Source organism: Bradyrhizobium sp. AZCC 1610 (assembly GCF_036924515.1).
In the GTDB taxonomy this organism is placed as follows: domain Bacteria; phylum Pseudomonadota; class Alphaproteobacteria; order Rhizobiales; family Xanthobacteraceae; genus Bradyrhizobium.
On record NZ_JAZHRR010000001.1, the window covers coordinates 1830219 to 1853047 of the forward strand.

General features: G+C 62.6%; 15 protein-coding genes and 2 pseudogenes. 10 read left to right on the forward strand and 7 right to left on the reverse strand.

The annotated features are described in order from the left end of the window. Positions 1 to 101: 101 nt before the first annotated feature. Positions 102 to 1262, reverse strand: coding sequence for an adenosyl-hopene transferase HpnH (gene hpnH / locus V1279_RS08785; protein WP_334434400.1), 1161 nt, complete (start codon positions 1260 to 1262; stop codon positions 102 to 104). A 40-nt stretch (positions 1263 to 1302) separates the two neighbouring features. Continuing rightward, complete coding sequence (gene ispH, locus V1279_RS08790) at positions 1303 to 2229, reverse strand: 4-hydroxy-3-methylbut-2-enyl diphosphate reductase (RefSeq protein WP_334434402.1); 927 nt, start codon at positions 2227 to 2229, stop codon at positions 1303 to 1305. A 443-nt stretch (positions 2230 to 2672) separates the two neighbouring features. Between ispH and V1279_RS08795 the strand changes: the two genes are divergently transcribed. Then, entirely contained in the window at positions 2673 to 5261 is a 2589-nt protein-coding gene (locus tag V1279_RS08795) for an MMPL family transporter (protein ID WP_334434404.1), read from the forward strand. Here the strand turns inward: V1279_RS08795 and V1279_RS08800 are convergent. Further along, a complete protein-coding gene (locus tag V1279_RS08800; RefSeq protein WP_334434405.1) occupies positions 5229 to 5897 on the reverse strand; it encodes a DUF2147 domain-containing protein in 669 nt (222 codons plus the stop codon). The two genes, V1279_RS08795 and V1279_RS08800, sit on opposite strands and share 33 nt — an antisense overlap. Positions 5898 to 5998: 101 nt before the next feature. Between V1279_RS08800 and hpnO the strand changes: the two genes are divergently transcribed. The 4 genes from hpnO (at position 5999) to V1279_RS08820 (ending at position 9252) form a co-directional block, all read left to right on the forward strand. Further along, entirely contained in the window at positions 5999 to 7390 is a 1392-nt protein-coding gene (gene hpnO / locus V1279_RS08805; protein ID WP_334434406.1) for an aminobacteriohopanetriol synthase HpnO, read from the forward strand. A 119-nt stretch (positions 7391 to 7509) separates the two neighbouring features. Continuing rightward, positions 7510 to 7917 (forward strand): GFA family protein, encoded by a 408-nt coding sequence (locus V1279_RS08810; RefSeq protein WP_334434408.1) that lies wholly within the window; start codon positions 7510 to 7512, stop codon positions 7915 to 7917. A 269-nt stretch (positions 7918 to 8186) separates the two neighbouring features. Further along, the gene (locus tag V1279_RS08815) at positions 8187 to 8435 is read left to right on the forward strand and encodes a hypothetical protein (RefSeq protein ID WP_334434410.1); all 249 of its coding nucleotides are present in this window, start codon (positions 8187 to 8189) and stop codon (positions 8433 to 8435) included. A gap of 241 nt (positions 8436 to 8676) precedes the next feature. Further along, entirely contained in the window at positions 8677 to 9252 is a 576-nt protein-coding gene (locus V1279_RS08820) for a peroxiredoxin-like family protein (protein ID WP_334434412.1), read from the forward strand. Positions 9253 to 9323: 71 nt separating this feature from the next. On the opposite strand, the pseudogene V1279_RS08825 reads toward V1279_RS08820, so the two are convergent. Further along, positions 9324 to 10944: pseudogene (locus tag V1279_RS08825) on the reverse strand (GMC family oxidoreductase). 250 nt (positions 10945 to 11194) lie between these two features. Between V1279_RS08825 and V1279_RS08830 the strand changes: the two are divergent. Both V1279_RS08830 and V1279_RS08835 read left to right on the forward strand, forming a co-directional pair. Then, positions 11195 to 12367, forward strand: a complete 1173-nt coding sequence (locus V1279_RS08830; RefSeq protein WP_334434414.1) for a M20 aminoacylase family protein — start codon at positions 11195 to 11197, stop codon at positions 12365 to 12367. A gap of 127 nt (positions 12368 to 12494) precedes the next feature. Then, on the forward strand, positions 12495 to 13667 hold the full coding sequence (locus V1279_RS08835; protein ID WP_334434416.1) for a M20 aminoacylase family protein: 1173 nt from the start codon (positions 12495 to 12497) through the stop codon (positions 13665 to 13667). Between the two features lie 208 nt (positions 13668 to 13875). On the opposite strand, the gene ppk2 is transcribed toward V1279_RS08835, so the two are convergent. The 3 genes and pseudogenes from ppk2 to V1279_RS08850 all read right to left on the reverse strand — a co-directional run bounded on the left by ppk2 (position 13876) and on the right by V1279_RS08850 (position 16860). Further along, positions 13876 to 14793: a polyphosphate kinase 2 gene (gene ppk2, locus V1279_RS08840; RefSeq protein WP_334446271.1), complete on the reverse strand. Its 918-nt coding sequence runs from the start codon at positions 14791 to 14793 to the stop codon at positions 13876 to 13878. Between the two features lie 173 nt (positions 14794 to 14966). Beyond that, positions 14967 to 15260: pseudogene (locus tag V1279_RS08845) on the reverse strand (inorganic phosphate transporter); the annotation flags it as partial. Positions 15261 to 15483: 223 nt separating this feature from the next. Continuing rightward, positions 15484 to 16860 (reverse strand): UdgX family uracil-DNA binding protein, encoded by a 1377-nt coding sequence (locus tag V1279_RS08850; RefSeq protein WP_334434418.1) that lies wholly within the window; start codon positions 16858 to 16860, stop codon positions 15484 to 15486. 249 nt (positions 16861 to 17109) lie between these two features. Here V1279_RS08850 and V1279_RS08855 point away from each other — a divergent pair, with 249 nt between their 5' ends. From V1279_RS08855 to V1279_RS08865, 3 genes are read left to right on the forward strand one after another with little or no spacing between them, the layout of a single operon-like run. Further along, positions 17110 to 17904, forward strand: a complete 795-nt coding sequence (locus V1279_RS08855) for an ImuA family protein (protein WP_334434420.1) — start codon at positions 17110 to 17112, stop codon at positions 17902 to 17904. Beyond that, the gene (locus tag V1279_RS08860) at positions 17795 to 19387 is read left to right on the forward strand and encodes a Y-family DNA polymerase (RefSeq protein WP_334434422.1); all 1593 of its coding nucleotides are present in this window, start codon (positions 17795 to 17797) and stop codon (positions 19385 to 19387) included. Before V1279_RS08855 ends, V1279_RS08860 begins: the two co-directional genes overlap by 110 nt. Next, complete coding sequence (locus V1279_RS08865; protein WP_334434424.1) at positions 19384 to 22809, forward strand: error-prone DNA polymerase; 3426 nt, start codon at positions 19384 to 19386, stop codon at positions 22807 to 22809. The genes V1279_RS08860 and V1279_RS08865 overlap by 4 nt, the downstream gene beginning before the upstream one ends. Positions 22810 to 22829 lie beyond the last annotated feature (20 nt).

The window sequence follows — 22829 nt, forward strand, 5'->3', positions numbered from 1 at the left end:
GCAAGGGCGCCCGCCTTCAGGATTTTCGAAGGCGTCAAACAAAAAGAAAAGGGCCCCGGCTCGTTGAGAACCGGGGCCCTTAATCTTTTTGCTCCACGCGTTCAGGCGGCAGTGGAAGCTTTTTCCTGCTGTTTGGCCGCGGCAGCGGCGGCCTCGTCGCGGCGGATCTCGGACAGACGCTTCTGAACCTCGGCCGAGAAGATGTACTGGGCCGGACGCTGTTTATCGAGATTGATCTCGGGCGCCATCGGACCCGTGGTGCGGACGCCGCGGAGCGCAACCCACATCGCCTTCAACGGATTGGTCAGCGCGGCGTCGGCAGCGGTCGGCTCATAGCCGCAATGCGCCATGCAGTCCGCGCACTTTTCGTACTTGCCGGTGCCGTAGGTGTCCCAGTCCGTCGTCTCCATCAGTTCCTTGAAGGTCTTGGTGTAGCCTTCGCCGAGCAGATAGCAGGGTTTTTGCCAGCCGAAGATGTTGCGGGCCGGCATGCCCCAGGGCGTGCATTCATACGACTGGTTGCCGGCCAGAAAGTCCAGGAACAGGCCGGAATGCATGAAGTTCCACTTCTTGCCCTTGCCGAGCGCAAACACGTCGCGGAACAGCTTCTTGGTCTTGGTGCGGTTGAGGAAGTGCTCCTGGTCCGGGGCGCGTTCATAGGCGTAGCCCGGCGACATCGAGACGCCGACGCCGAGTTCGGTGGTGAAGTCGAGAAACTTGGCGATGTCTTCGGCCGCATGGCCGTCGAAGATGGTCGCGTTGACGTTGACAGCGAAGCCGCGCGCCTTGGCCGCCTTGATCGCGGAAACGGCGCGGTCGAACACGCCCTTCTGCGACACCGCCTTGTCGTGGTGCTCCTTCAGGCCGTCGAGATGCACCGAGAAGAACAGATAGGGCGAGGGCTCGAACAGATCGAGCTTCTTCTCCAGCAGCAGAGCGTTGGTGCACAGCGAGACGAACTTCTTGCGCGCCACAAGGCCGCGGACGATCTCGCCGATCTCCTTGTGGATCAGCGGTTCTCCGCCGGGGATCGCCACCATCGGCGCGCCGCATTCGTCGGCCGCATCCCAGCATTCCTGCGCCGACATGCGGCGATTGAGAATGGCGTCGGGATAGTCGATCTTGCCGCAGCCGACGCAAGCGAGATTGCAGCGGAACAACGGCTCCAGCATCAGCACGAGCGGATAGCGCTTCCGGCCAAGCAGCTTCTGCTTGATGAGATAGCCGCCGATACGGATTTCCTTGAAGAACGGTATTGCCATTTGAGAGATTTCTTTCTGGACTTGGAACTCTTGAAGCCGATCAGCCCGCAGTCAGTTCGGCCGGGAGCCGGAACTCGATATTTTCCTCCCGGCCGGGAAGCACCGACACCGTGACGGGTCCGATACGCCTCAAAGCCTCGATCACGTCGTCGACCAAAACTTCGGGCGCCGATGCGCCCGCCGTGATGCCGACAGCCTTTGCATCCTTCAGCCAATCGGGGTTCAACTCGCTCCCGTCGGCAATGAGATAACTCGCGACGCCGACCTCGGTGCCGATTTCGCGGAGCCTGTTTGAGTTGGAACTATTGGCGGCCCCCACCACCAGAATGACGTCCACCAGCTTACTTAGGTCCCTTACCGCAGATTGGCGGTTCTGTGTCGCATAGCAGATATCCCGGATGTCGGGGCCTTGAATATCTGTAAATTTGGCCTGAAGGGCGGCAATTATGTCCTTTGTGTCGTCCACGCTGAGGGTAGTCTGGGTGATATAGGCCACCGGGGCGTCGGTCGGCAGCGTCAGCGCCGCCACGTCGTCGACGTCCTGGACCAGCAGAACCGGCCCTGGAACCTGGCCCATGGTGCCCTCGACCTCGGGATGGCCGGCATGCCCGATCAGGACCAGGGTCCGGCCCTTGGACATATACCGTTTGCCCTGATTGTGGACCTTGGTGACCAGAGGGCAGGTGGCATTGAGGACGGGCAGGCCGCGGGCGGCAGCCTCTTCCTCGACGCTGCGGGCCACGCCATGGGCGCTGAACACGGTTACCGCCAGCGGCGGAACCTCCGACAGATCCTCGACGAAGATCGCGCCCTTGGCCTTGAGGCTTTCGACCACGTACTTGTTGTGCACGATCTCGTGCCGGACATAGACCGGCGGACCGTACTTCTCGAGCGCACGCTCAACGATTTCGATGGCACGCACGACGCCCGCACAAAATCCGCGGGGCTGCGCTAGATACACTTCCATGGGACGTCCATTACGCTAGTTGCACCAGGTACAGAATTCGCAAATTCACCCGAAGGTCTCCGTGCAGCCGGTCACATCCGGATATCTGCAATATCCGCACCATGACCGGAACCCGTCGGTAATCCCCACCCAAGTAGATGGAAACGCAGGACTATGTGTCAAAAATCGTGCAGATAGAAAAGGCCAATCGCGCAATGGTTACCAAGTAACTGGTAACAAAACACCAATATCCGTTTCCTGTGAACCGTTGTTCCTCACCGGTTCGTCACTTTCTCGCCCATCCGGACAGGCTATACCGACGCCGAACGCCCGTTCCGGTCTGTTTTGGCGGCTTCGTTTGAACCGTCGGGAAGTAACCAAAACAACATTAGATCGCATCCGGGAACTCCGCTAGACAGCGGGCGTTTTCGCCCAGCTCTCCTTGAGATTTAGAAAGAAATGAAGTGCTGACCAGCATTGTTGTCTCCGTTGTCAGAACCTGTACGCGGTTTGCCACTCTCGTCGTCATCGTCTCCCTGCTTCTGGCAGTCGGAGGGAGCTACTATGCGGCCCGGCATTTCGCTATCAACACCGACATCAACACGCTGATTTCGCCCGACCTCGACTGGCGCAAGCGCGACAACCAGTTCGAGCAGGCGTTCGACCGCGAAAAACTGATTCTCGCCGTTGTGGAGGCGCCAACGCCCGAACTTGCCAGTGCCGCGAGCAAGGCGCTGGCCACAAAACTCACCGGCGACACCAGGCATTTCGAATCAGTGCAGCCGTTGGGTTCCGGCGAGTTCTTCGAAAAGAACGGGCTATTGTTCCTGCCGGTGGAAGAAGTCGGCAAGGTCGCCGGCCAGCTCGAAGCCGCCGCCCCCCTGATCGAGATCATGGCCGGCGATCCCTCGATCCGCGGCCTGACCGGCGCGCTGGAGACCGGGCTTGCCGGCGTCAAGCGCGGGCAAGTCAAGCTCGACAATACCGAACGGCCCTTCAACCTGATCGGCCAGACGGTCGAGGACATCCTGAACAAGGGAACGGCGACGTTCTCCTGGCGCGAACTTGTCAGCGACAAGCCTTTGACCGACGCCGACCGGCGCGCCTTCATCGAGTTCAAGCCTAAGCTTGACTACAGCGAGCTCGAACCCGGCAAGGATGCAACCGACGCGATCCGGAAGGCCGCGACCGATCTCAATTTTGCGGGCCAATACAGCGCGCGGGTGCGGCTGACCGGGCCGGTTCCGATCGCCAACGAGGAATATTCGACCGTGCAGGACGGTGCGATCGTCAACGGTGTCGCAACCGTCCTCATTGTCCTCGTGATTCTCTGGATGGCGCTGCACTCGTCAAAGATCATCTTTGCGGTGTTCGTGAACCTGTTCATCGGCCTTTCGCTCACGACCGCCGTCGGCCTGTGGATGGTGGGCTCGCTGAACCTGTTGTCGATCGCCTTTGCCGTGCTGTTCGTCGGCCTCGGCGTCGATTTCGGCATCCAGTTCAGCGTCCGCTACCGTTCCGAGCGCTTCAAGAACGAGGACCTGGCGCTTGCGCTGGAGAGCGCGGCCAGACGTTCGGCGGTCCCGCTGTCGCTCGCCGCGATGGCGACCGCTGCCGGCTTCCTGTGTTTCCTGCCGACCGACTACAAGGGCATTTCCGAACTCGGCAAGATTGCCGGCGCCGGCATGCTGATCGCGTTCATCACCAGCATCACGGCGCTGCCTGCCATGCTGAAGCTGCTTCACCCGCCCGGCGAGAGCGAGCCTGTTGGATACGCGTTTCTGGCGCCGGTGGACGAATTCCTCGAACGGCATCGCGTCATCATCGTCGTTGGCACGCTGCTCCTTGTCGTGGCCGGCCTGCCGCTGCTCTATTTCATGAAGTTCGACTTCAACCCGATCAACTTGCGCAATCCAAAGGCTGAATCGATCGCGACCTTCCTCGACCTGCGCAAGGACCCCAACACCGGCGCCAACGCCATCAACGTGCTGACCAATTCGGAAGCGGAAGCGAAGAAGATCGAGGCGCGGCTGGAAAAGCTGCCGGAAGTCCTGCGCGTGATGTCGATCGATAGTTTCGTGCCTGAGGATCAGCCTGCGAAGCTGCAACTGATCGGGAAGGCGGCGAGGGTGGTGGGGCCTGCGCTCAATCCCGATCAGGTCGACGCCGCGCCCACGGATGAAGAGAATGTGGAGGCGCTGAAGAGTTCGGTCGATAGCCTGCGCAGAGCCGCCGGCGACGGCAAGGGTCCGGGCGCGGTTGCCTCACGAAGGCTGGCGGATGCGCTGTCGAAACTTGCCGGGAGCAACCAGGCGACGCGCGACAAGGCGCAGAATATTTTCGTCGCTCCGCTCAAGATCGTATTCGATCAGCTCAAGAACACGATGCAGGCAGGCCCTGTCACGTTGAAGACGCTACCGCCGGAACTGTTGAACAGCTGGAAATCCAAGGATGGATTGATTCGCGTCGAGGCGTTACCGAAGGGCGATCCCAACGACAACGAAAACCTGCGTCGATTTGCCGATGCGGTGCTGGCGGCCGAGCCGAATGCGATCGGCGGGCCGGTGTCGATCCTCAAATCCGGCGACACCATCGTGAAGGCGTTCATCCATGCCGGCATCTGGGCGCTCCTGGTGATCAGCCTGTTGCTCTGGCTGACGCTGCGGCGGATCACCGACGTGCTGATGACGATGGTGCCGCTGCTGGTGGCCGGCGCGGTGACGCTGGAGCTCTGCGTCCTGATCGAGCTGCCGCTCAACTTCGCCAATATCGTCGCGCTGCCGTTGCTGCTTGGCGTCGGCGTCGCCTTCAAGATCTATTACGTCGTGGCCTGGCGCGAGGGCAGAAATAACCTGCTGCAGTCGAGCCTGACGCGTGCGATCTTTTTCTCGGCGCTGACGACCGCGACTGCGTTCGGAAGCCTGTGGCTATCCAGTCATCCCGGCACCGCCAGCATGGGTAAATTGCTGGCGCTGTCGTTTGTCATCACGCTGGCAGCGGTGTTGCTGTTCCAGCCGGCGCTAATGGGCAAACCGCGCGATGTCGGGCAGTAAGCAGATATCGCCGATATCGGCGGGCTGGGCGGCCGCCGCCTGCTTCTGACCGGGCGCGGCCTTCGGCGCGGGTGCCGGATTGACCGCACCCGTGGTCTTCGGCGCCGCCGGCGCAGGAGCCGGAGCTGCGGTTTTGGGCGGCGCGCCGGCTGGCCCCTTCGGCGCACCCTTGGCCATGCTGTTGGTGGGGCTTGAGGGAATCGGCGGTCCGACTCGGGTCCAGGTTTCACCGCCGCAGAGGAAGCCGAGCACGCAGCCTTGAATCTCAAGCTGGTCGGTGCCGACCGGCTTGATCGTCGAGCTGTAGAGCTGCCCATCCTTGGCGTTGTAGACTTCGCCTTCCCATGCATCGACGCCGGGCTTTTTCTTCATGTCGATCAGGATCGGCATGCCCAGGGTCGGCCGGCTCTGCTTGGCGGTATCCGGATTGTTCTTGTCCTTGCCGCCCGGTGTCTTTTCCCAGGCGACGACGCCCCACATGTTGCCGCTACATTGGGCGACGCGAATGTTGGCCACGCCATCGGCCACTTTCCAGTCGCCGGTGGGGTCGGCGGCCAGCGCCGCGTTAAGACCTGTGGCTAAAAGAACTCCCGAATAAACTATTGTACGCGCGATCGTTCTTGAGCAGTGCAACATGGTTCAAACCTGTGTTTAAGTAGATGATCCAAAGCGGGGTCAAAACGCCGCATTGAGTGTTTTCAGTTGACGAACCAGCCATCAACCGACGTATGTAGCGAATGCCAGATTCATATCTAGATGTTTCCGGGCTGTTTGTAGAGCGGCAGGCGCAGCGAAGTTCCATGCATGCGCGCCACCTGAACGAGCAGCTCGTCCGTGTGCTGAAGACCATCGGCTACGATGTGGGCTTTCAGAAGGGTCAAGGTCAATACCTGTTCGATCGTGATGGGGCCCGCTATCTCGATCTACTGAGCGGATTTGGCGTTTTTGCGATTGGCCGCAATCATCCTGCGCTGCGCCAGGCGCTGAAAAGCGTGCTCGACAGCGATTTTCCCAATCTGGTTCAACTTGATGTGTCCACGCTCGCCGGCGTGCTGGCGGAACGCCTGCTCGAGCATGTGCCATATCTGGACAAGGTGTTCTTTTCCAATTCCGGCGCCGAAACCGTCGAGGCCGCGATCAAGTTCGCGCGCGGCGCGACCGGCCGCCCCGGCATCGTCTCCTGTTCTCACTCGTTTCACGGACTGTCCTATGGCGCGCTGTCGCTGATGGACGATGCGAACTTCCGCTCCGGATTCGAGCCGCTGCTGCCGGGGTGCACGCAGATCCCTTTTAACGATCTTGCAGCGCTGGAGCAGGCGCTGTCGTCGCGGCAGGTCGCGGCCTTCATCGTCGAGCCGATCCAGGGCAAGGGCGTCAACCTGCCCACGGACGAATTCCTGCCGGGCGCCGCCGCGCTGTGCAAGAAATACGGCACCATCTTCATTGCCGACGAAATCCAGACCGGCATCGGCCGCACCGGAAAATTCCTCGCGGTCGAGCATTGGAATGTCGAGCCCGACATGGTGCTGCTGGCGAAGGCGTTGTCGGGCGGCCATGTCCCGGTCGGCGCGCTGCTGACGCGCAAGAGTATCTTCGACAAGATCTTCAACCAGATGGACCGCGCGGTCGTGCACGGCTCGACCTTTGCGAAAAACGATCTGGCGATGGCCGCCGGCATCGCAACCCTCGACGTGATCAAGCACGAAAAGCTGGTTGAGCAGGCCGCCAAGCGCGGCGCCGAGCTTCGTCTCGCGCTCACGCGGATGGTGCCGGGCTACGAATTGATGAAGGAAGTGCGCGGCAAGGGGTTGATGATCGGCGTCGAGTTCGGTCCGCCGAAATCGCTGCGGCTGAAGGCTTCCTGGAATTTGCTGGAGACCGCCAACAAGGGCCTGTTCTGCCAGCTCATCACCGTGCCGCTGTTCAAGGATCACAAGATCCTGACGCAAGTCTCCGGCCACGGCAGCCACACCATCAAGCTGCTGCCACCGCTCGTGATCACGGAAGAAGACTGCAGCTGGATCGAGAAGTCGTTCGACGACGTCATCGCCGCCAGCCACAAGGTCCCCGGCGCGATCTGGTCGCTCGGCAAGACCCTGGTCGACAACGCGGTCAGGAAGTCGGCGTAAATCCTCGTAGCCCGGATGAAACGAAGCGCAATCCGGGGGACGTCTCTCCGGTTGATGGATGTCCCGGATTGCGCTGCGCTCCATCCGGGCTACAAGCTCCAAAGCTATCGGAGAAGCGCATGAGCACCATCACCGGCGGCTGTCATTGCGGCGCCATCCGCTATCAGGTCGAGGGCGAACTCATCGTTCATGCGTTGTGTCACTGCACCGATTGCCGGCGTCACGCCGGCGCGCCTGTTGTCGGCTGGGCGATGTATGCAGAAGATGCGGTCAAGGTGACGAAGGGGCAGCCCAAGGTCTACGCGTCCTCCGAACATGGCCGCCGGCACTTCTGCGCCGACTGCGGCACCGGGCTGTTCTACACCAACGCCAACATAATGCCCGGCATTATCGACATTCAAAGCGCGACCTACGACGACCCCGACGCCGTTCCGGCAATGATGCATATCCAGACCGCAGAGCGGATTCGCTGGATGGAGCGCGCGCACGAGTTGCCGATCTTCGAGCGCTATCCGCCGCAAGCATAGCTGACCATGGAATTGTGCAAGATGAATCGTCGCGTCGGTTTTGCGCGATCACGTGAGTGAGCGGAGAAGAGACATTTCGTCAGAAGGCCGGGCAGCGATGGTGCTGTGCTTTTCACAATCCTGCTGGAAGAAAAAAGCGCTTTCGCATCACGGCGCCGTGCACGTACTGCGTGCAATATCTCAAATCGCGGTGATGGGGGCTGCAGCTATCTGACTTCCGCGTTGCCGCGCCCACATAGATGAGGTCCCACGATCAAAGGATGCTCATCATGACGAAGTTCATTCCAGCCATTGCGGTCGCGCTTCTCGCAACGGCCATTGCAACGCCGGTGTTCGCGCAGGCTGCGATACAGGAGCCCGGCGCCTACGCGTTCTATCATCCCAACGCGGACGTAACTGCGGGCAGGTCCGTGGTTCGCCCGCCCGATTCGGCGAACGCGTATGCGTATTATGGCTCGCCCGTGCCCAAACGTGATCGCCTGTCGGTCGCACCGCGGCATCGTCGCACAGTGCGATAGTGGACTGCGTGCCGGTTGTGTGACGGCGGGCGCTGCATCCGCCGTTACACTATTTCGCATCCTCTAGGATCATCGCAGCGCCTTTCTCGGCGATCATCGCCGTCGGCGTGTTTGGTATTGTCCGAGGTGATCGTCGGCTGCGCAGCGTCGCGACGATCATTCACCTGAGCGTGATCGAGCGCGGATTTCAAATCTGGGTAACGTGCCTATTTGCTGGGCGAGAAGCCAGTGGAGCCGACCCATGACTAACATCATGACTGACATCACGCCGCTTGTTCCGCGCCAGCTCGTTCCGAGCCTTGCGGTAAGCCTGGTTGGTGGCGGGCGATTCGATATTGCCGCCGAAAATCCAGAACGTTTCACCATGCTCGTATTTTATCGTGGTCTGCACTGCCCGATTTGCCGGACGCAGCTAGGTGACTTGGAAACAAAGCTGCCGGATTTTGCCAAGCGGGGCGTTAGCGTCGTCGCGATATCATCCGACAATGCCGAGCGCGCGGAACGCAGCAAGCGAGAGTGGAGGCTGCCGAACCTGAGGCTGGGATTTGGCCTTGATCTCCGTGTCGCTCGCGCGTGGGGATTGTACGTCTCGACGGGCCGCGGAATGACGTCTGCCGGAGTCGAGGAGCCGGCCTTGTTTTCGGAGCCCGGGCTGTTTCTGGTGCGGGCGGACCACACGCTCTATTTCGCCAGCGTGCAGACGATGCCGTTCGCGCGGCCGCACTTCGCCGATATTCTCGGCGCCATCGACTTCGTCATCGGCAAGGACTATCCGGCGCGCGGCGAAGTGAACAACTTACCGGCCGCGGCAGCCTGAGCCTCTACTGCGGGTCGATTGACGGATCAGCCTTGCCTTGATCGTCCTCCCAGACCAGCGCTTAGGCAGCGTTAGCGCGCATCTTCCAGAATCATCGCGGCGCCTTTCTCCGCAATCATCGCCGTCGGCGTGTTGGTGTTGCCGGACGTAATCGTCGGCATCACCGACGCGTCCGCCACGCGCAAGCCGTCGAGCCCAAAGAAGCGCAGCCGTTCGTCGACCACCGCCATCGGGTCGTTCGCCGTGCCCATCTTCGCCGTCCCCACCGGATGGAAGATCGTGGTGCCGATATCGCCGGCGGCTTTCGCCAGCGAGGCGTCGTCGTCGCCGACGCTGGGGCCGGGCAAATATTCCTCCGGGCGATATCGTTCGAGCCGCTTCTGCTTCATCAGCCGCCGCGTGGTGCGGATGGCATCCGCCGCGACCTGGCGGTCGTCGTCGGTCGACAGATAATTCGGCGCGATCGATGGCGCCTCGTCAGGCTTCGCCGAGCGAATGCGCACGGTGCCGCGCGAGGTCGGCTGCAGATTGCAGGCGCTCACCGTGATGGCGGGGAAGCGATGCAGGGGATCGCCGAACTTGTCGAGCGACAACGGCTGAACGTGAAACTGGATGTTGGCGCGCGCGCGGCGCGGGTCGGAGCGGGTGAAGATGCCGAGCTGCGACGGCGCCATGGTCAGCGGTCCGCGGCGGCGGAAGGCATAGTCGAGCCCCATCATCCCGCGCCGGATCAGCGACCAGTAGGTCTCGTTCAGCGTACGCACGCCCTCGACTTTGTAGATCGCGCGCTGCTGCAAATGGTCTTGCAAATTGCGGCCGACGCCCTGCTTGTCGAGCACGACATCGATGCCGAGCGGCGACAGCCAGTCTGATGGTCCGATGCCGGATCGGTGCAAGACCTGCGTCGATCCGATTGATCCGGCGCACAAAATCACTTCGCCCTTGGTGCGCGCCTCGACCACTTCGCCACCTTGCAGGAAGCGTACGCCGACCGCTCGGCCGTTCTCGATGATGAGCCGCGTCGACCAGCACATGCTTTTCCAGCCGCAGGTTATTGCGGTTCAGCACCGGCTTGAGAAAGCCGCGCGCCGAAGACCAGCGGCGGCCGCGCTTCTGGTTGACGTGGAAATAGCTCACCCCTTCATTGTCGCCGGTGTTGAAATCCGCAATGCGCCTGATGCCCATTTCCTCGGCGGCGTCGCCGACCGCGTCGAGAATGGCCCAGGACAGCCGCGGCGCCTCGATCCGCCAGCCGCCGCCGGTGCCGTGATGTTCGCTCTCGCCGAGGAAATGATCCTCCAGCCGCCGGAACAGCGGCTTTACGTCGTCATAGCCCCAGCCGGTCAGGCCGAGTTGCCGCCAGTGATCGTAATCGGCGGATTGTCCGCGCATCGAGATCATGGCGTTGATGGCGGAGGAGCCGCCGATCACCTTGCCGCGCGGATAGGCAAGCGCCCGCCCGTTGAGCCCGGGCTCTGCCTCGGTCTTGAACATCCAGTCCGAGCGCGGATTGCCGATCGCAAAGAGATAGCCGACCGGGATGTGAAACCAGATCCAGTTGTCGTTGCCGCCGGCCTCGAGGATCAGCACGCGGTTTTTCGGATCGGCCGATAGCCGGTTGGCCATGATGCAGCCGGCAGTCCCTGCGCCAACCACGATATAGTCGAAATCGCCTTCAAGCCGTTTCGGCATCTCTCAGTTCCACCCTTCGACGCCGTCATGCCCGGACAAAAGCGAAGCGCGTCTTCGCGCTAGATGTTCCGGGCATCCACGTCTTCTTGGGCGTTTATTAGTCAGACGTGGCCGGCCGGGACAAGCCCGACCATCCTCCCGCCGCTCGGCCGTTGCATGGATGGGGCTCTGCGGCAGGGTGCGTTGGTTGGACCGCCCCTTGCATGCTACAGGGGCAGAAGCATTCAACCCCGGAAAGCCTGTTATCTCCATGCCCATCGTCAATCGCGTCGCCGAGTTGCAACCCGACATCCAGGCCTGGCGCCGGGATATTCATGAACACCCGGAACTGCTCTACGACGTGCACCGCACTGCGGCATTGGTGGCGGACCGTTTGCGGGAATTCGGCTGCGACGAGGTTATTACCGGTCTCGGCCGGACCGGCGTCGTCGGCGTCATCAAGGGCAGCAGGCCCGCCGGCAAGGGTGACGTGAAGGTCATCGGGCTGCGGGCGGACATGGACGCGCTGCCGATCGAGGAGGTGACCAATCTGCCTTACGCTTCCAGGACGAAGGGCTTGATGCACGCCTGCGGCCATGACGGCCACACCGCCATGCTGCTGGGTGCTGCGCGCTATCTCGCCGAGACCCGCAATTTCGCCGGCGATGCGGTCGTGATCTTCCAGCCGGCCGAGGAGGGCGGCGCGGGCGCGGTTGCGATGATCATGGACGGGCTGATGGACCGTTTCGGTATCGAGCAGGTCTACGGCATGCATAACGGTCCGGGCATTCCGGTCGGCGCGTTCGCGCTTCGGCCCGGTCCAATCATGGCCGGAGGCGATGCCGTCGTCATCAAGATCGAGGGGCTCGGTGGCCACGCCGCGCGTCCGCACAAATGCATCGATTCCGTCCTTGTCGGCGCGCAGTTGATCACGGCGCTGCAGTCGATCGTGTCGCGCAGCGTCGATCCGCTGGAATCGGCGGTCATTTCGATGTGCGAATTTCACGCCGGCAACGCCCGCAATGTGATCCCGCAAACCGCGGAGCTGAAGGGCACCGTCCGTACCCTGAACGGCGAAGTGCGGAAACTGGTGGAAAGGCGGGTCCGCGAGGTCGTCGCCGGCGTGGCGCTAATCACGGGCGCCAGGATCGATCTGGAGTACACCCACGGCTATCCGGTAACGGTCAACCATATCCACCAGACGGAAGTCGCGACGCGGGCCGCCAGAGAAATCGCCGGCGATGCCAATGTGCATGAGATGCCACCGCTGATGGCTGGCGAGGATTTCGCCTTCATGCTGGAACAGCGGCCGGGTGCGCTGATCTTCTGCGGCAACGGCGACAGCGCGGGGCTGCATCACCCCGCCTACAATTTCAACGACGAGGCGATCGTGTTCGGCACTTCCTACTGGATCAAGCTGGTCGAGAACACGCTGGCCGCGTAACCCGGCTTTCCAGCCTGGTCGGCCAAGCTCCCCGGGTGGATGGGGGCTCTGCAGCAGCGTGTTGGGTGGACCGCCGCTTGCATGCTACAGAGATGATACTGTTCCAACCCGAGACCAGAGAATTCCCATGCCCATCGTCAACCGCGTCGCCGATCTGCAACCCGATATTCAGGCATGGCGCCGCGATATCCATGAACATCCCGAATTGCTGTACGACGTTCACCGCACTGCAGCATTCGTGGCGGACCGCTTGCGCGAATTCGGTTGCGACGAGGTGGCCACCGGCCTCGGCCGCACCGGCGTCGTCGGTGTCATCAAGGGCAAGCAGCCCGGCAATGGCGAGATCAGGGTAATCGGGCTTCGCGCCGACATGGATGCGCTGCCGATCGAGGAAGCGACCCATCTGCCCCATGCCTCCAAGACGCCGGGCCTGATGCACGCCTGCGGCCATGACGGCCACACCGCGATGCTTTTGGGTGCAGCGCGATATCTCGCCGAGACCAGGAATTTCGCCGGCGACGCGGTCGTGATCTTTCAGCCGGCCGAGGAGGGCGGTGCGGGCGCCGCCGCCATGATCAAGGACGGTCTGATGGACCGGTTCGGCATCGAGCAGGTCTACGGCATGCATAATGGCCCGGGTATCCCGGTCGGCTCCTTTGCCATCCGTCCCGGTCCGGTGATGGCCGCGACCGACTCGATCGACATCAAGATCGAAGGGCTCGGCGGCCACGCCGCGCGCCCGAACAAGTGCATCGATTCCGTGCTCGTCGGTTCTGAGCTCATTTCCGCCCTGCAATCGATCGTCTCGCGGACCCTCGATCCACTGGACTCCGCGGTGATCTCGATCTGCGAGTTCCACGCCGGCAACGCCCGCAACGTGATTCCGCAGACCGCTGAACTCAGGGGCACCGTGCGTACCTTGACGCCGGAAGTGCGCGAAATGGTCGAGAAGCGGGTCCGCGAGGTGTGCGCGGGCGTGGCGCAGATGACCGGGGCGAAGATCGACCTCACTTACGAGCGCGGCTATCCCGTGACCAAAAACCATGCCGAGCAAACCGACTTCGCCACGCAAGTGGCCAAGGAAGTGGCCGGCGCCCAGAACGTTCACGAGATGCCGCCGCTCATGGGCGCGGAAGATTTTTCCTATATGCTCGAGGCGCGGCCGGGCGCCTTTATCTTTTGCGGCAACGGCGACAGCGCAGGGCTCCATCACCCCGCCTATGATTTCAATGACGAGGCGATCGTGTACGGCACCTCGTACTGGATCAAGCTGGTCGAGAACAAGCTGGCGGCGGCGTAGCGCGCCTCGCTCCTCTCTTGAACTTCCATCGCACGTGAAGTTCGAATGCACATCAAGGAAGGCCAGTATCCCCAGTGCAAGCCTTCTTTATTTGCAGCTAAGCCGCGACTTGAGATGCCGATAGGACGCCTCAGGGCCCGGGTGAACATTCGAGACATGGCAGAAATCCAGCCATGTCCCGGCGCCACCGTCTACGGTCCGGCGGCGGTCAGTAGCGCGCTGGCACGTACATTTCGGGCGGAATCGGCCCGCGGCTATATTCCGGGTTGCGAACCCGCGGCGGTAGTACCACCGGCTCGCGCTCGATTTCCTGGTAGGGAATTTGTTCGAGCAGATGCGCGATGCAGTTCAGCCGTGCCTTTTTCTTGTCGTCGGCTTCGACCAGGTACCAGGGAGCTTCCGGAATGTGGGTACGCTCCAGCATCGCTTCCTTGGCCTTGGTGTATTGCTCCCAGCGTCTGCGCGATTCCACATCCATCGGGCTGAGCTTCCACTGCTTGAGCGGGTCGTGGATCCGCATCATGAAGCGCAGATGCTGCTGTTCATCGGTGATGGAAAACCAGTACTTGATGAGGATGATTCCGGAGCGCACCAGCATGCGCTCGAATTCCGGTACCGACCGGAAGAATTCTTCGACGTCGTCTTCGGTGCAGAAGCCCATCACGCGCTCGACGCCGGCGCGGTTGTACCAGCTACGGTCGAACAGCACGATCTCGCCGCCGGCCGGCAAATGCGAAACGTAACGCTGGAAATACCACTGCGTGCGCTCGCGCTCGTTCGGCGCCGGAAGCGCCGCGACACGACAGACCCGGGGATTGAGTCTCTGGGTGATGCGCTTGATGACGCCGCCCTTGCCAGCGGAATCGCGGCCCTCGAAAATCACGACCACCTTGAGCTTATGGTCCTGCACCCAGCTCTGTAGTTTCACCAGTTCGCCCTGCAGGCGGAATAATTCCTTGAAATAGACGCGCCGATCGACGGTCTCCTTCGCGGTATGGTCGGCGAATTCATTGGTCAGCGCATCGAGGCGATCGTCGTCAATTTCAAGTTCCAGTTCCTCATCGAAACTATCCAGCATCTCCGCATGAATGCGCTCGTGGATCGGCATGGCGTCGTCGGGGGGCATTTTGGTCATGGGCGACTCCGGCGTGTCGGGTTGCGTGGTATGACTGCGAAGGTACTGGGTGTCATCGCGTCGGGACTACCTTACAGATAACGGAATGGCCGGAGTTTAGCTCCGGCCTCCTGCTACCCGTCGAGGCTGCACATGGCAGCGACCCGACCGCCCCGCCGATAATCTCAGAGCAGATTCGAGAACAGCACGTAGAGGCTGGCCGACAGGCAGATTGCGGCCGGCAGCGTCAGCACCCATGCCATCAAGAGGTTGCGAATGGTCGCCATCTGCAGGCCCGAACCGTTGGCCGCCATCGTGCCGGCGACGCCGGACGAGAGCACGTGGGTGGTGGAGACCGGCAGGCCGAACACGTCGGCGACGCCGATCGTGGAGGCGGCAACCAGTTCGGCGGACGCGCCTTGCGCGTAGGTCAGATGCGTCTTGCCGATCTTCTCGCCGACGGTGATGACGATGCGCTGCAGGTGGGCGCCCGCAAGGAAGAAGGTCGCGCGCTGCACGGCGCCGGGGCTGACGTGGACCGCGCAGCGCGTCGACCGCATGGGAGCGTCGTGGCGTGACCAGACGTCCCACATTCCCTTGAGAATGCGATTGTGTCTTCTATCAATTAATGGTTGCGGGGGCGATTGTCAATTTTTCCCGTTATATTTCACCAGAAATTGCGGCTGCCGGATTGCCGGCAATTCAGGCCGCGTGCGCCGATCTTCGCAGCAGGTCGGCCGCTATCATCAGGTCCTCGACGAAGCGCCGGTATTCCCGTGCCTTGGCATCGGCATCGGGCAGTCGCAACAGATAGGACGGGTGCACTGTCACCAGCGCCCGGGTGCCGTCGTCGAGATCGATCGGGTGGCCCCGGTTCTTGTTGATCGGCGTGATTTTCCCAAACACGCTTTGCGCCGCGGTGGCGCCCATCGCCACCACCAGCTCGGGTTGGATTGCAGCCAGTTCCCGTTCGTACCATTGCCGGCACGCCTTGATCTCCGGCGTATTCGGCTTCTGGTGCAGGCGGATTTTGCCGCGCGGCACGAACTTGAAATGCTTGACCGCATTGGTGACGTAGACTGTGCGGCGGTCGATCCCGGCCTCTTCCAGGGCGCGGTCGAGCATCTGTCCCGCAGGCCCGACGAACGGCTTGCCGGCAAGATCTTCCTTGTCGCCGGGCTGCTCGCCGACCAGCATGATCCGCGCCGTTTGCCGGCCTTCGCCGAACACGGTCTGGGTGGCATTCTTGTAGAGAGGGCAGGCGCGGCAATCGGCGGCTTCCTCGCGCAGGGTTTCGATAGCGTCGGCGTGTTTGCGGGCCATTAAAGGTTCCTGCGGCGTGCGCGGTTCAGTCTCGGCGTTCGCGGTCATGGGGCCGTCGATCCAGGGTTTAACCGACGAAGCCTGCGGCAAGTTCCTTCGGCTCGGCATCTCCATCTTCAGCCGCGCCGGATTGAAGATGCTGGCGCAGTAACGACGCCAGGTTTCCTCCAGCCGGCCCGCCGTCGGGGCCTCGCTCTTGGCGACCCCTGGCGTGATCGAGACGACATGGCCGTCCCAATGCGCGCAGACATCCGGCGTCAGGATCGACCAGGGCATGTCGGCGAAACGGCGCGCGAAGAACGGCGCGGCGAGCTCGACAATGTGGTGCTCCGGCTCGAACCAGGCGACGAAGTGCGACTTCTGTTCGCGGCCGATTTCGCGGAAGCGGACAACGGCATGCATCTTGTGCTCGTCGCGGCGCACGGCCCTCGCCATCGCGGCGAGCTCTGCCACATCGGGATCGGTCGTGATGTCGAGCAGGTCATGGTTGCCGCGCAGCCGCCACAGCAGGCGATAGAGCAGGGCAAACCGCTCGGGGTTGCGGTGCAGGATCGCGGTCTGCGCCAACTCGACGAATCTGGCCGGTACGCTGAAGGTGCCCTCCGGCGGCGGCGCCGCCGGCGCGAACAGTTCAGGCGCATCTTCCGCGACGCGCCAGGTCACGTCGGAGGGTTTTACATTGTTCAGCGCCAGCGCGCGGGCAGCTTTGCGCCAGCCATCGAAATCGGTTTCGCTGTCGAGGGTGATGTGGTGCATTTTCTCTGCTCCCCGTCATTCGCTCGCAATGACGATCGTACGAGGTTGGCATCCGCCGTGATTTCCAGCTTACGTTGCACGGCCATCGTTGAATCCCTTTGATTCCGTTCATGAATCGTCAAAGCGTCGATCGCGATTGACTCTGCCGGGCGGGTTAGCTTTATATTAGAACATATCATGAACAAATGAGCCGGCCGCGGGTTCACTAGGAAAAAGCGGTAAAGGCAAAATTTCCTTAAGGAGCGGCGCATGAGCACCGCACGCACAAGCACGCTTGCGAATTTGCGAGGGCGCATCGAGCGGATCGAGACGCATGGCGATGCGCATGACCTCAACAAGGTCGCGCTTGGCCATGCGGCAGCGGATGCTGTGCTGTGCGGCGGTCTTGCGGCAGCAGTGGTGCATGAAGTGTTCGCCGAGGGTCATCAGGGCGCGGCGGCCACGGGATTCATCGCAGGCCTCGCGGGAAGGGTATCGCCGCGCCGGCCGCTGGTCTGGGTGCGGCAGGATTTTTCGGAAATTGAATCCGGCGCGCTGTCGATGAGCGGGCTTTGCGAGCTGGGGCTCGATCCGCGGTTACTCGTGACCGTGCGCGCCCCGGATACCGACGCCGCGTTGCGGACCGCCGCCGACGCGCTGGCCTGCGATGCGCTAGGCGCCGTCGTATTGGAAGTCTGGGGGCAGGCGCGTCAGCTCGATCTCGTCGCCAGCCGCAAGCTTACATTAGCCGCGGCAGCCTCCGGCGTCACCGCATTGCTGCTACGGATGGCGGCGGAGCCGCGGCCCTCGACGGCGGAGACCCGATGGATCGTGCGCGCGGCGCATTCGCCGCCGTCAGCACCGTGGAGCGCGTGGGGCGCGCCGGTGTTCGACGCGCAACTCGTTCGTAACCGTCATGGCCCGGTCGGCCGGTGGATCATGGAATGGAAATGTGATGAGTGCCTATTCAGCGAACCGGCGGCGTATCCTCAGCCTGTGGCTGCCACGCCTGCCCATCGACCGCATCAAGCGCAAGGTGGGGAGCGACAACGAAGAGCTGGATAAACCCCCCAGCGTCGTCGTCGCCAAGCAGCATAACGCCATTCTGATTTATGCGCTTGATGAGTTGGCCGTCCGCGCCGGCCTCTCGATCGGCCTGCCGCTCGCCAATGCCCGCGCCATCTGCCCGGAGCTGACGGTATTCGATGCGGACGAGGTCGCCGACCGCAAGACGCTCGAAGACATCGCCGACTGGTGCGACCGCTTCACACCGCTGGTGGCGCTCGATCCGCCGCACGGGCTCTATCTCGACATCACCGGCTGCGCCCATCTGTTCGGCGGCGAGCGCGCGCTGCTGCAGATCATGAGCGGCGCGCTGAGCCGGCGCGGCTTTGCCGTTAGCGCTGCGATCGCGAGTACCTCGATCTGCGCCCGCACGCTGACGCGCCATAGTTCGGGACAAATCATTGCCGATGGCGAGGAGGCGGAGGCCGTCAGCCCGCTGCCGGTATCCGCGCTCGGCGCCGGTGACGCCATCACCAGCGGCCTGCGCCGCGCGGGGTTAAAGACCATCGGCGACGTCGCTTCGCGCGGGCGTCACGAAATCACGGCGCGGTTCGGCGCTCATTTCACGGCCTTGCTGGCGCAGGCGCTGGGGCAGGGCGATGCGCCGATCAGCCCCCGAAAACCGCTGCCGGATTACATCGTCGAGAAACGCTTTCCCGAACCGGTCGCCACCGACACCGTGATCGCGATGAACCTGTCCGCGCTCGCTGCCATGCTGGTCACGGCGATGGACAAGCAGGGCAAGGGCGCTCGGCGGCTGGAAGCAAGTTTTTTCCGCACCGACGGCGCGGTGCGCACGATCTCGGTCGATACCGGGCGGCCGGTGACAAAGACTGATATGATCGATCGCCTGTTTCGCGAGCGGCTCGATGCGCTCAACGATCCCCTCGATCCCGGCTTCGGCTTCGATCTCATTCGGTTATCCGCCAGCCGCACCGAAATCGTGGTGCAGCAGCAGCGCGATCTCGACGCCAATGTTCATGACAATGACGAACTGTCTGCGCTGATCGACCGCATCGCCGCGCGCATCGGCGGCAAGCGCGTGGTCGTGCACCTGCCGCAGGATACCCACATCCCCGAGCGCGCGGTGATGGCCGTAGCAGCACAGCATCATCTGGCGGCCGCCGCGCAGGCGGCATGGCCGGAGCGTATCGAGAGCGAGCCGCCGCTGCGGCCGCTGCGGCTGTTCGACAGGCCGGAGCCGATCAAAGTGCCGTTTGCAACCGTGCCCGACGGCCCACCGCATCAGTTCACCTGGCGCCGTGTGACGCATGCGGTGGTGCGGGTGGAAGGGCCCGAACGCATCGCCATGGAATGGTGGAAGCAAAACGGCGATGGCCCGACGCGGGACTATTTCCGCATCGAGGATGAAGCGGGTTTGCGCTTCTGGATCTTTCGCGACGGGCTCTATGAAAGCGAACCGGCTGACGCGGAAGGCGAGCCCGCGCCGGTCAGATGGTTCGTGCACGGACTGTTCGCATGAAAGGCGTTGCCAACATTTCCGGTTATGCCGAAATCGGCATCACCACCAATTTCTCGTTCCTGCGCGGCGGCTCCGATCCGCGCGCCTATGTGCATCAGGCAAGCCTGCTCGGCATTCCCGCCATCGGCATCGCCGATCACAACACGCTGGCCGGCGTGGTGCGCGCGTACAAGGAACTCGACAATCCCGAGGTCACGCATAAGCCAAAACTCCTGATCGGCGCGCGCCTGGTCTTCATCGACGGCACGCCTGACATTCTGGTCTATCCGCGCGACCGCGCCGCTTACGGCCGGCTCTGCCAATTGCTGACCCGCGGCAAGCGCGGCGACGACATCGAGCGGATCGAAAAGGGCGAATGCCATCTGAGGTTCGATGACCTGCTTGAATTCGCCGAGGACCAGCTTCTGATACTGACGCTGCCGCATCGCTTCGACGCCGCGGAGGCGCAAACAATTCTGGCGCGGCTGAAGAATAGCCGCGCTAATGGCGTCTGGCTTGCCGCAAGCCTGCTCTATCGCGGCGACGACAAGCGCCGGCTGGCGCGGCTGCATCGTCTAGCGCTCGCCGCCAAAGTGCCGCTGCTGGCGACCAACGAGGTGCTGTACCACCATCCCGCCCGCCGCCGGCTGCAGGACGTGCTGACCTGTATCAGAGAGAAGACCACGATCGACGCGATCGGCAGGCGACTGGAGGCCAATGCCGAGCGATACCTGAAGCCGGCCCGCGAAATGGCGCGGCTGTTCCGCGACCTGCCCGAGGCGATTACGGAAACCATGCGCTTTGCCAGCCGCATTTCGTTTTCGCTCGATCAGCTCAAATACCAGTATCCCGACGAGCCGGTGCCGCCGGGCAAGACCGCGCAGCAGCACCTCGAAGACCTGACCTGGGCCGGCGTCGACAAATATTTCGGCGGGGTGATCTCTGACACGCTGCGCGCCACCTTGCGGAAAGAGCTCGCATTGATCGCCGAGCTGAAATACGCGCATTATTTTCTGACCGTGCACGACATCGTCCATTATGCGCGCAGCCAGAACATCCTGTGCCAGGGCCGGGGATCGGCGGCCAACTCGGCGGTCTGCTACGTGCTCGGCATCACCTCGGTCGATCCGACCAAGGTCGATCTGTTGTTCGAGCGCTTCATTTCCAAGGAGCGGCTGGAGCCGCCCGACATCGACGTCGATTTCGAACATTCGCGGCGCGAGGAGGTGATGCAATATGTCTACCGCCGCTACGGCCGCCACCGCGCCGCTGTTATCGCCACCGTCATCCACTATCGCCCGCGCAGCGCGATCCGCGATGTCGGCAAGGCGTTGGGGCTGACGGAGGATGTTACCGCGGCGCTCGCCGATACCGTATGGGGAAGCTGGGGCAAGGGCCTCAACGAGATGCAGGTTCGTCAGGCCGGACTTGATCCTGCCAATGCGATGGTCGAGCTTGCGGTCGAACTCGCCACCGAGCTGATCGAATTTCCCCGCCATCTGTCGCAGCATGTCGGCGGCTATGTGCTGACGCAGGACCGGCTCGATACCTATGTGCCGATCGGCAACGCGGCGATGGACGACCGCACCTTCATCGAATGGGACAAGGACGACGTCGACGCGCTCAGCATGATGAAGGTCGACGTGCTGGCGCTGGGCATGCTGACCTGCATCCGCAAATGCTTTGATCTCATCGCCGACCACAAGGGCGAGCGTTACGAACTGGCCGACATCAAATCGCAAGACGACGACGAAGTTTATCAGATGCTGCAGCGGGGTGAATCGCTCGGCGTATTCCAGGTCGAAAGCCGCGCACAGATGAACATGCTGCCGCGGCTGAAGCCGCGCACCTTCTACGACCTCGTCATCGAGGTCGCGATCGTGCGGCCCGGCCCGATCCAGGGCGACATGGTGCATCCTTACCTGCGCCGGCGAAACAAGATCGAGCAGGTGAGCTATCCCTCGCCGGCGCCTGAGCATGGCGAACCGGACGAGCTTTACAAGGTGCTGCACAAGACGCTCGGCGTGCCGCTGTTCCAGGAGCAGGCGATGCGAATCGCGATCGAGGCTGCAAAGTTTACGCCCGAGGAAGCCAACGGCCTGCGCCGCGCGATGGCGACGTTTCGCAATGTCGGCACCATCGGCAAGTTCGAAGACAAGATGATCGGCAACATGATCGCGCGTGGCTACGCCCCTGAATTCGCCCAAAATTGTTTTGAGAAGATCAAGGGCTTTGGCTCTTACGGCTTTCCGGAAAGCCACGCCGCAAGCTTTGCCCAGCTCGTCTATATCTCTTCATGGCTGAAGCATTACCACCCGGATGCCTTCTGCTGCGGTCTCCTCAACTCGCAGCCGATGGGCTTTTACGCGCCCGCGCAGATCGTCGGCGACGCCCGCAAGAACGGCGTCGAGGTGCGCGAGATCGACGTGTCCTACAGCTTTGCGCAGAACACGCTGGAGGAGGGGGAGGGAAAATACTGTGCGGTAAGACTTGGCTTCCGACAAATCGATGGATTTAGCTGGATTGATGAAGATGAGGAGCGGCTGAAGCAGCTTCAACTGTCATTCTCCGATGCGCAATTGCGCATCGTGGGGGCGCGTAGCGCGAATGACAATGTGGGGAAAGAGCAAGACTGGGCCGACCGCATCGTCGCTGCGCGCAAACGCCGTCCCTTCACCTCGCTGGAAGAGTTCGCCCGCGACACCGGCCTGCCGAAACGCGCGCTGATCCTGCTCGCCGACGCCGATGCATTCCGCTCCATCGGGCTCGATCGCCGCGCCGCGTTGTGGGCGGTGCGGCGGCTGCCCGACGACGTGCCGCTACCGCTGTTTCAGGCGGCGATCGCCCGCGAGCAACCCGACGAGAATGCAAAACCGCTGCCCCTGATGCCGCTGCCGGAGCAGGTGGTCGCCGATTACCAGACGGTGCGGCTGTCGCTGAAGGGCCACCCGATGGAGTTTTTGCGCGAGAGGTTTACGAGAGAGCGCGTCGTCGCCTGCAAGGACGTCAACCACAAAAACGACAAACGTCGTATCAGTTGCGCCGGCGTGGTGCTGGTGCGGCAGCGGCCGGGCAGCGCCAAGGGCGTCGTCTTCATGACGCTGGAGGATGAGACCGGCATCGCCAATATCGTGGTGTGGCCCAAGGTGATGGAGCAGTACCGGAAAGAGGTGATGGGCGCCCGCCTCATCCTGGTCGAGGGCTATATCCAGAGCAGCCCGGAGGAGGTGACGCATCTGGTAGCGCAGCGGATGTTCGACCGCTCCCACGACCTGATCGGCCTCGCCAATGATGCGCCGAGCCGCAAGCATCCGGTCCCGGCTGGCCCCGCGCTGATCGAGCCGCTCAACGACGACCGCCGCGAGCACCCGGAAAATTCCCCGCAGAAAATCCGCCACCCACGCGACGTCCGCATCCTGCCGCCGTCCCGGGATTTTCACTGAGCTGATCTATCTGCGGGTCA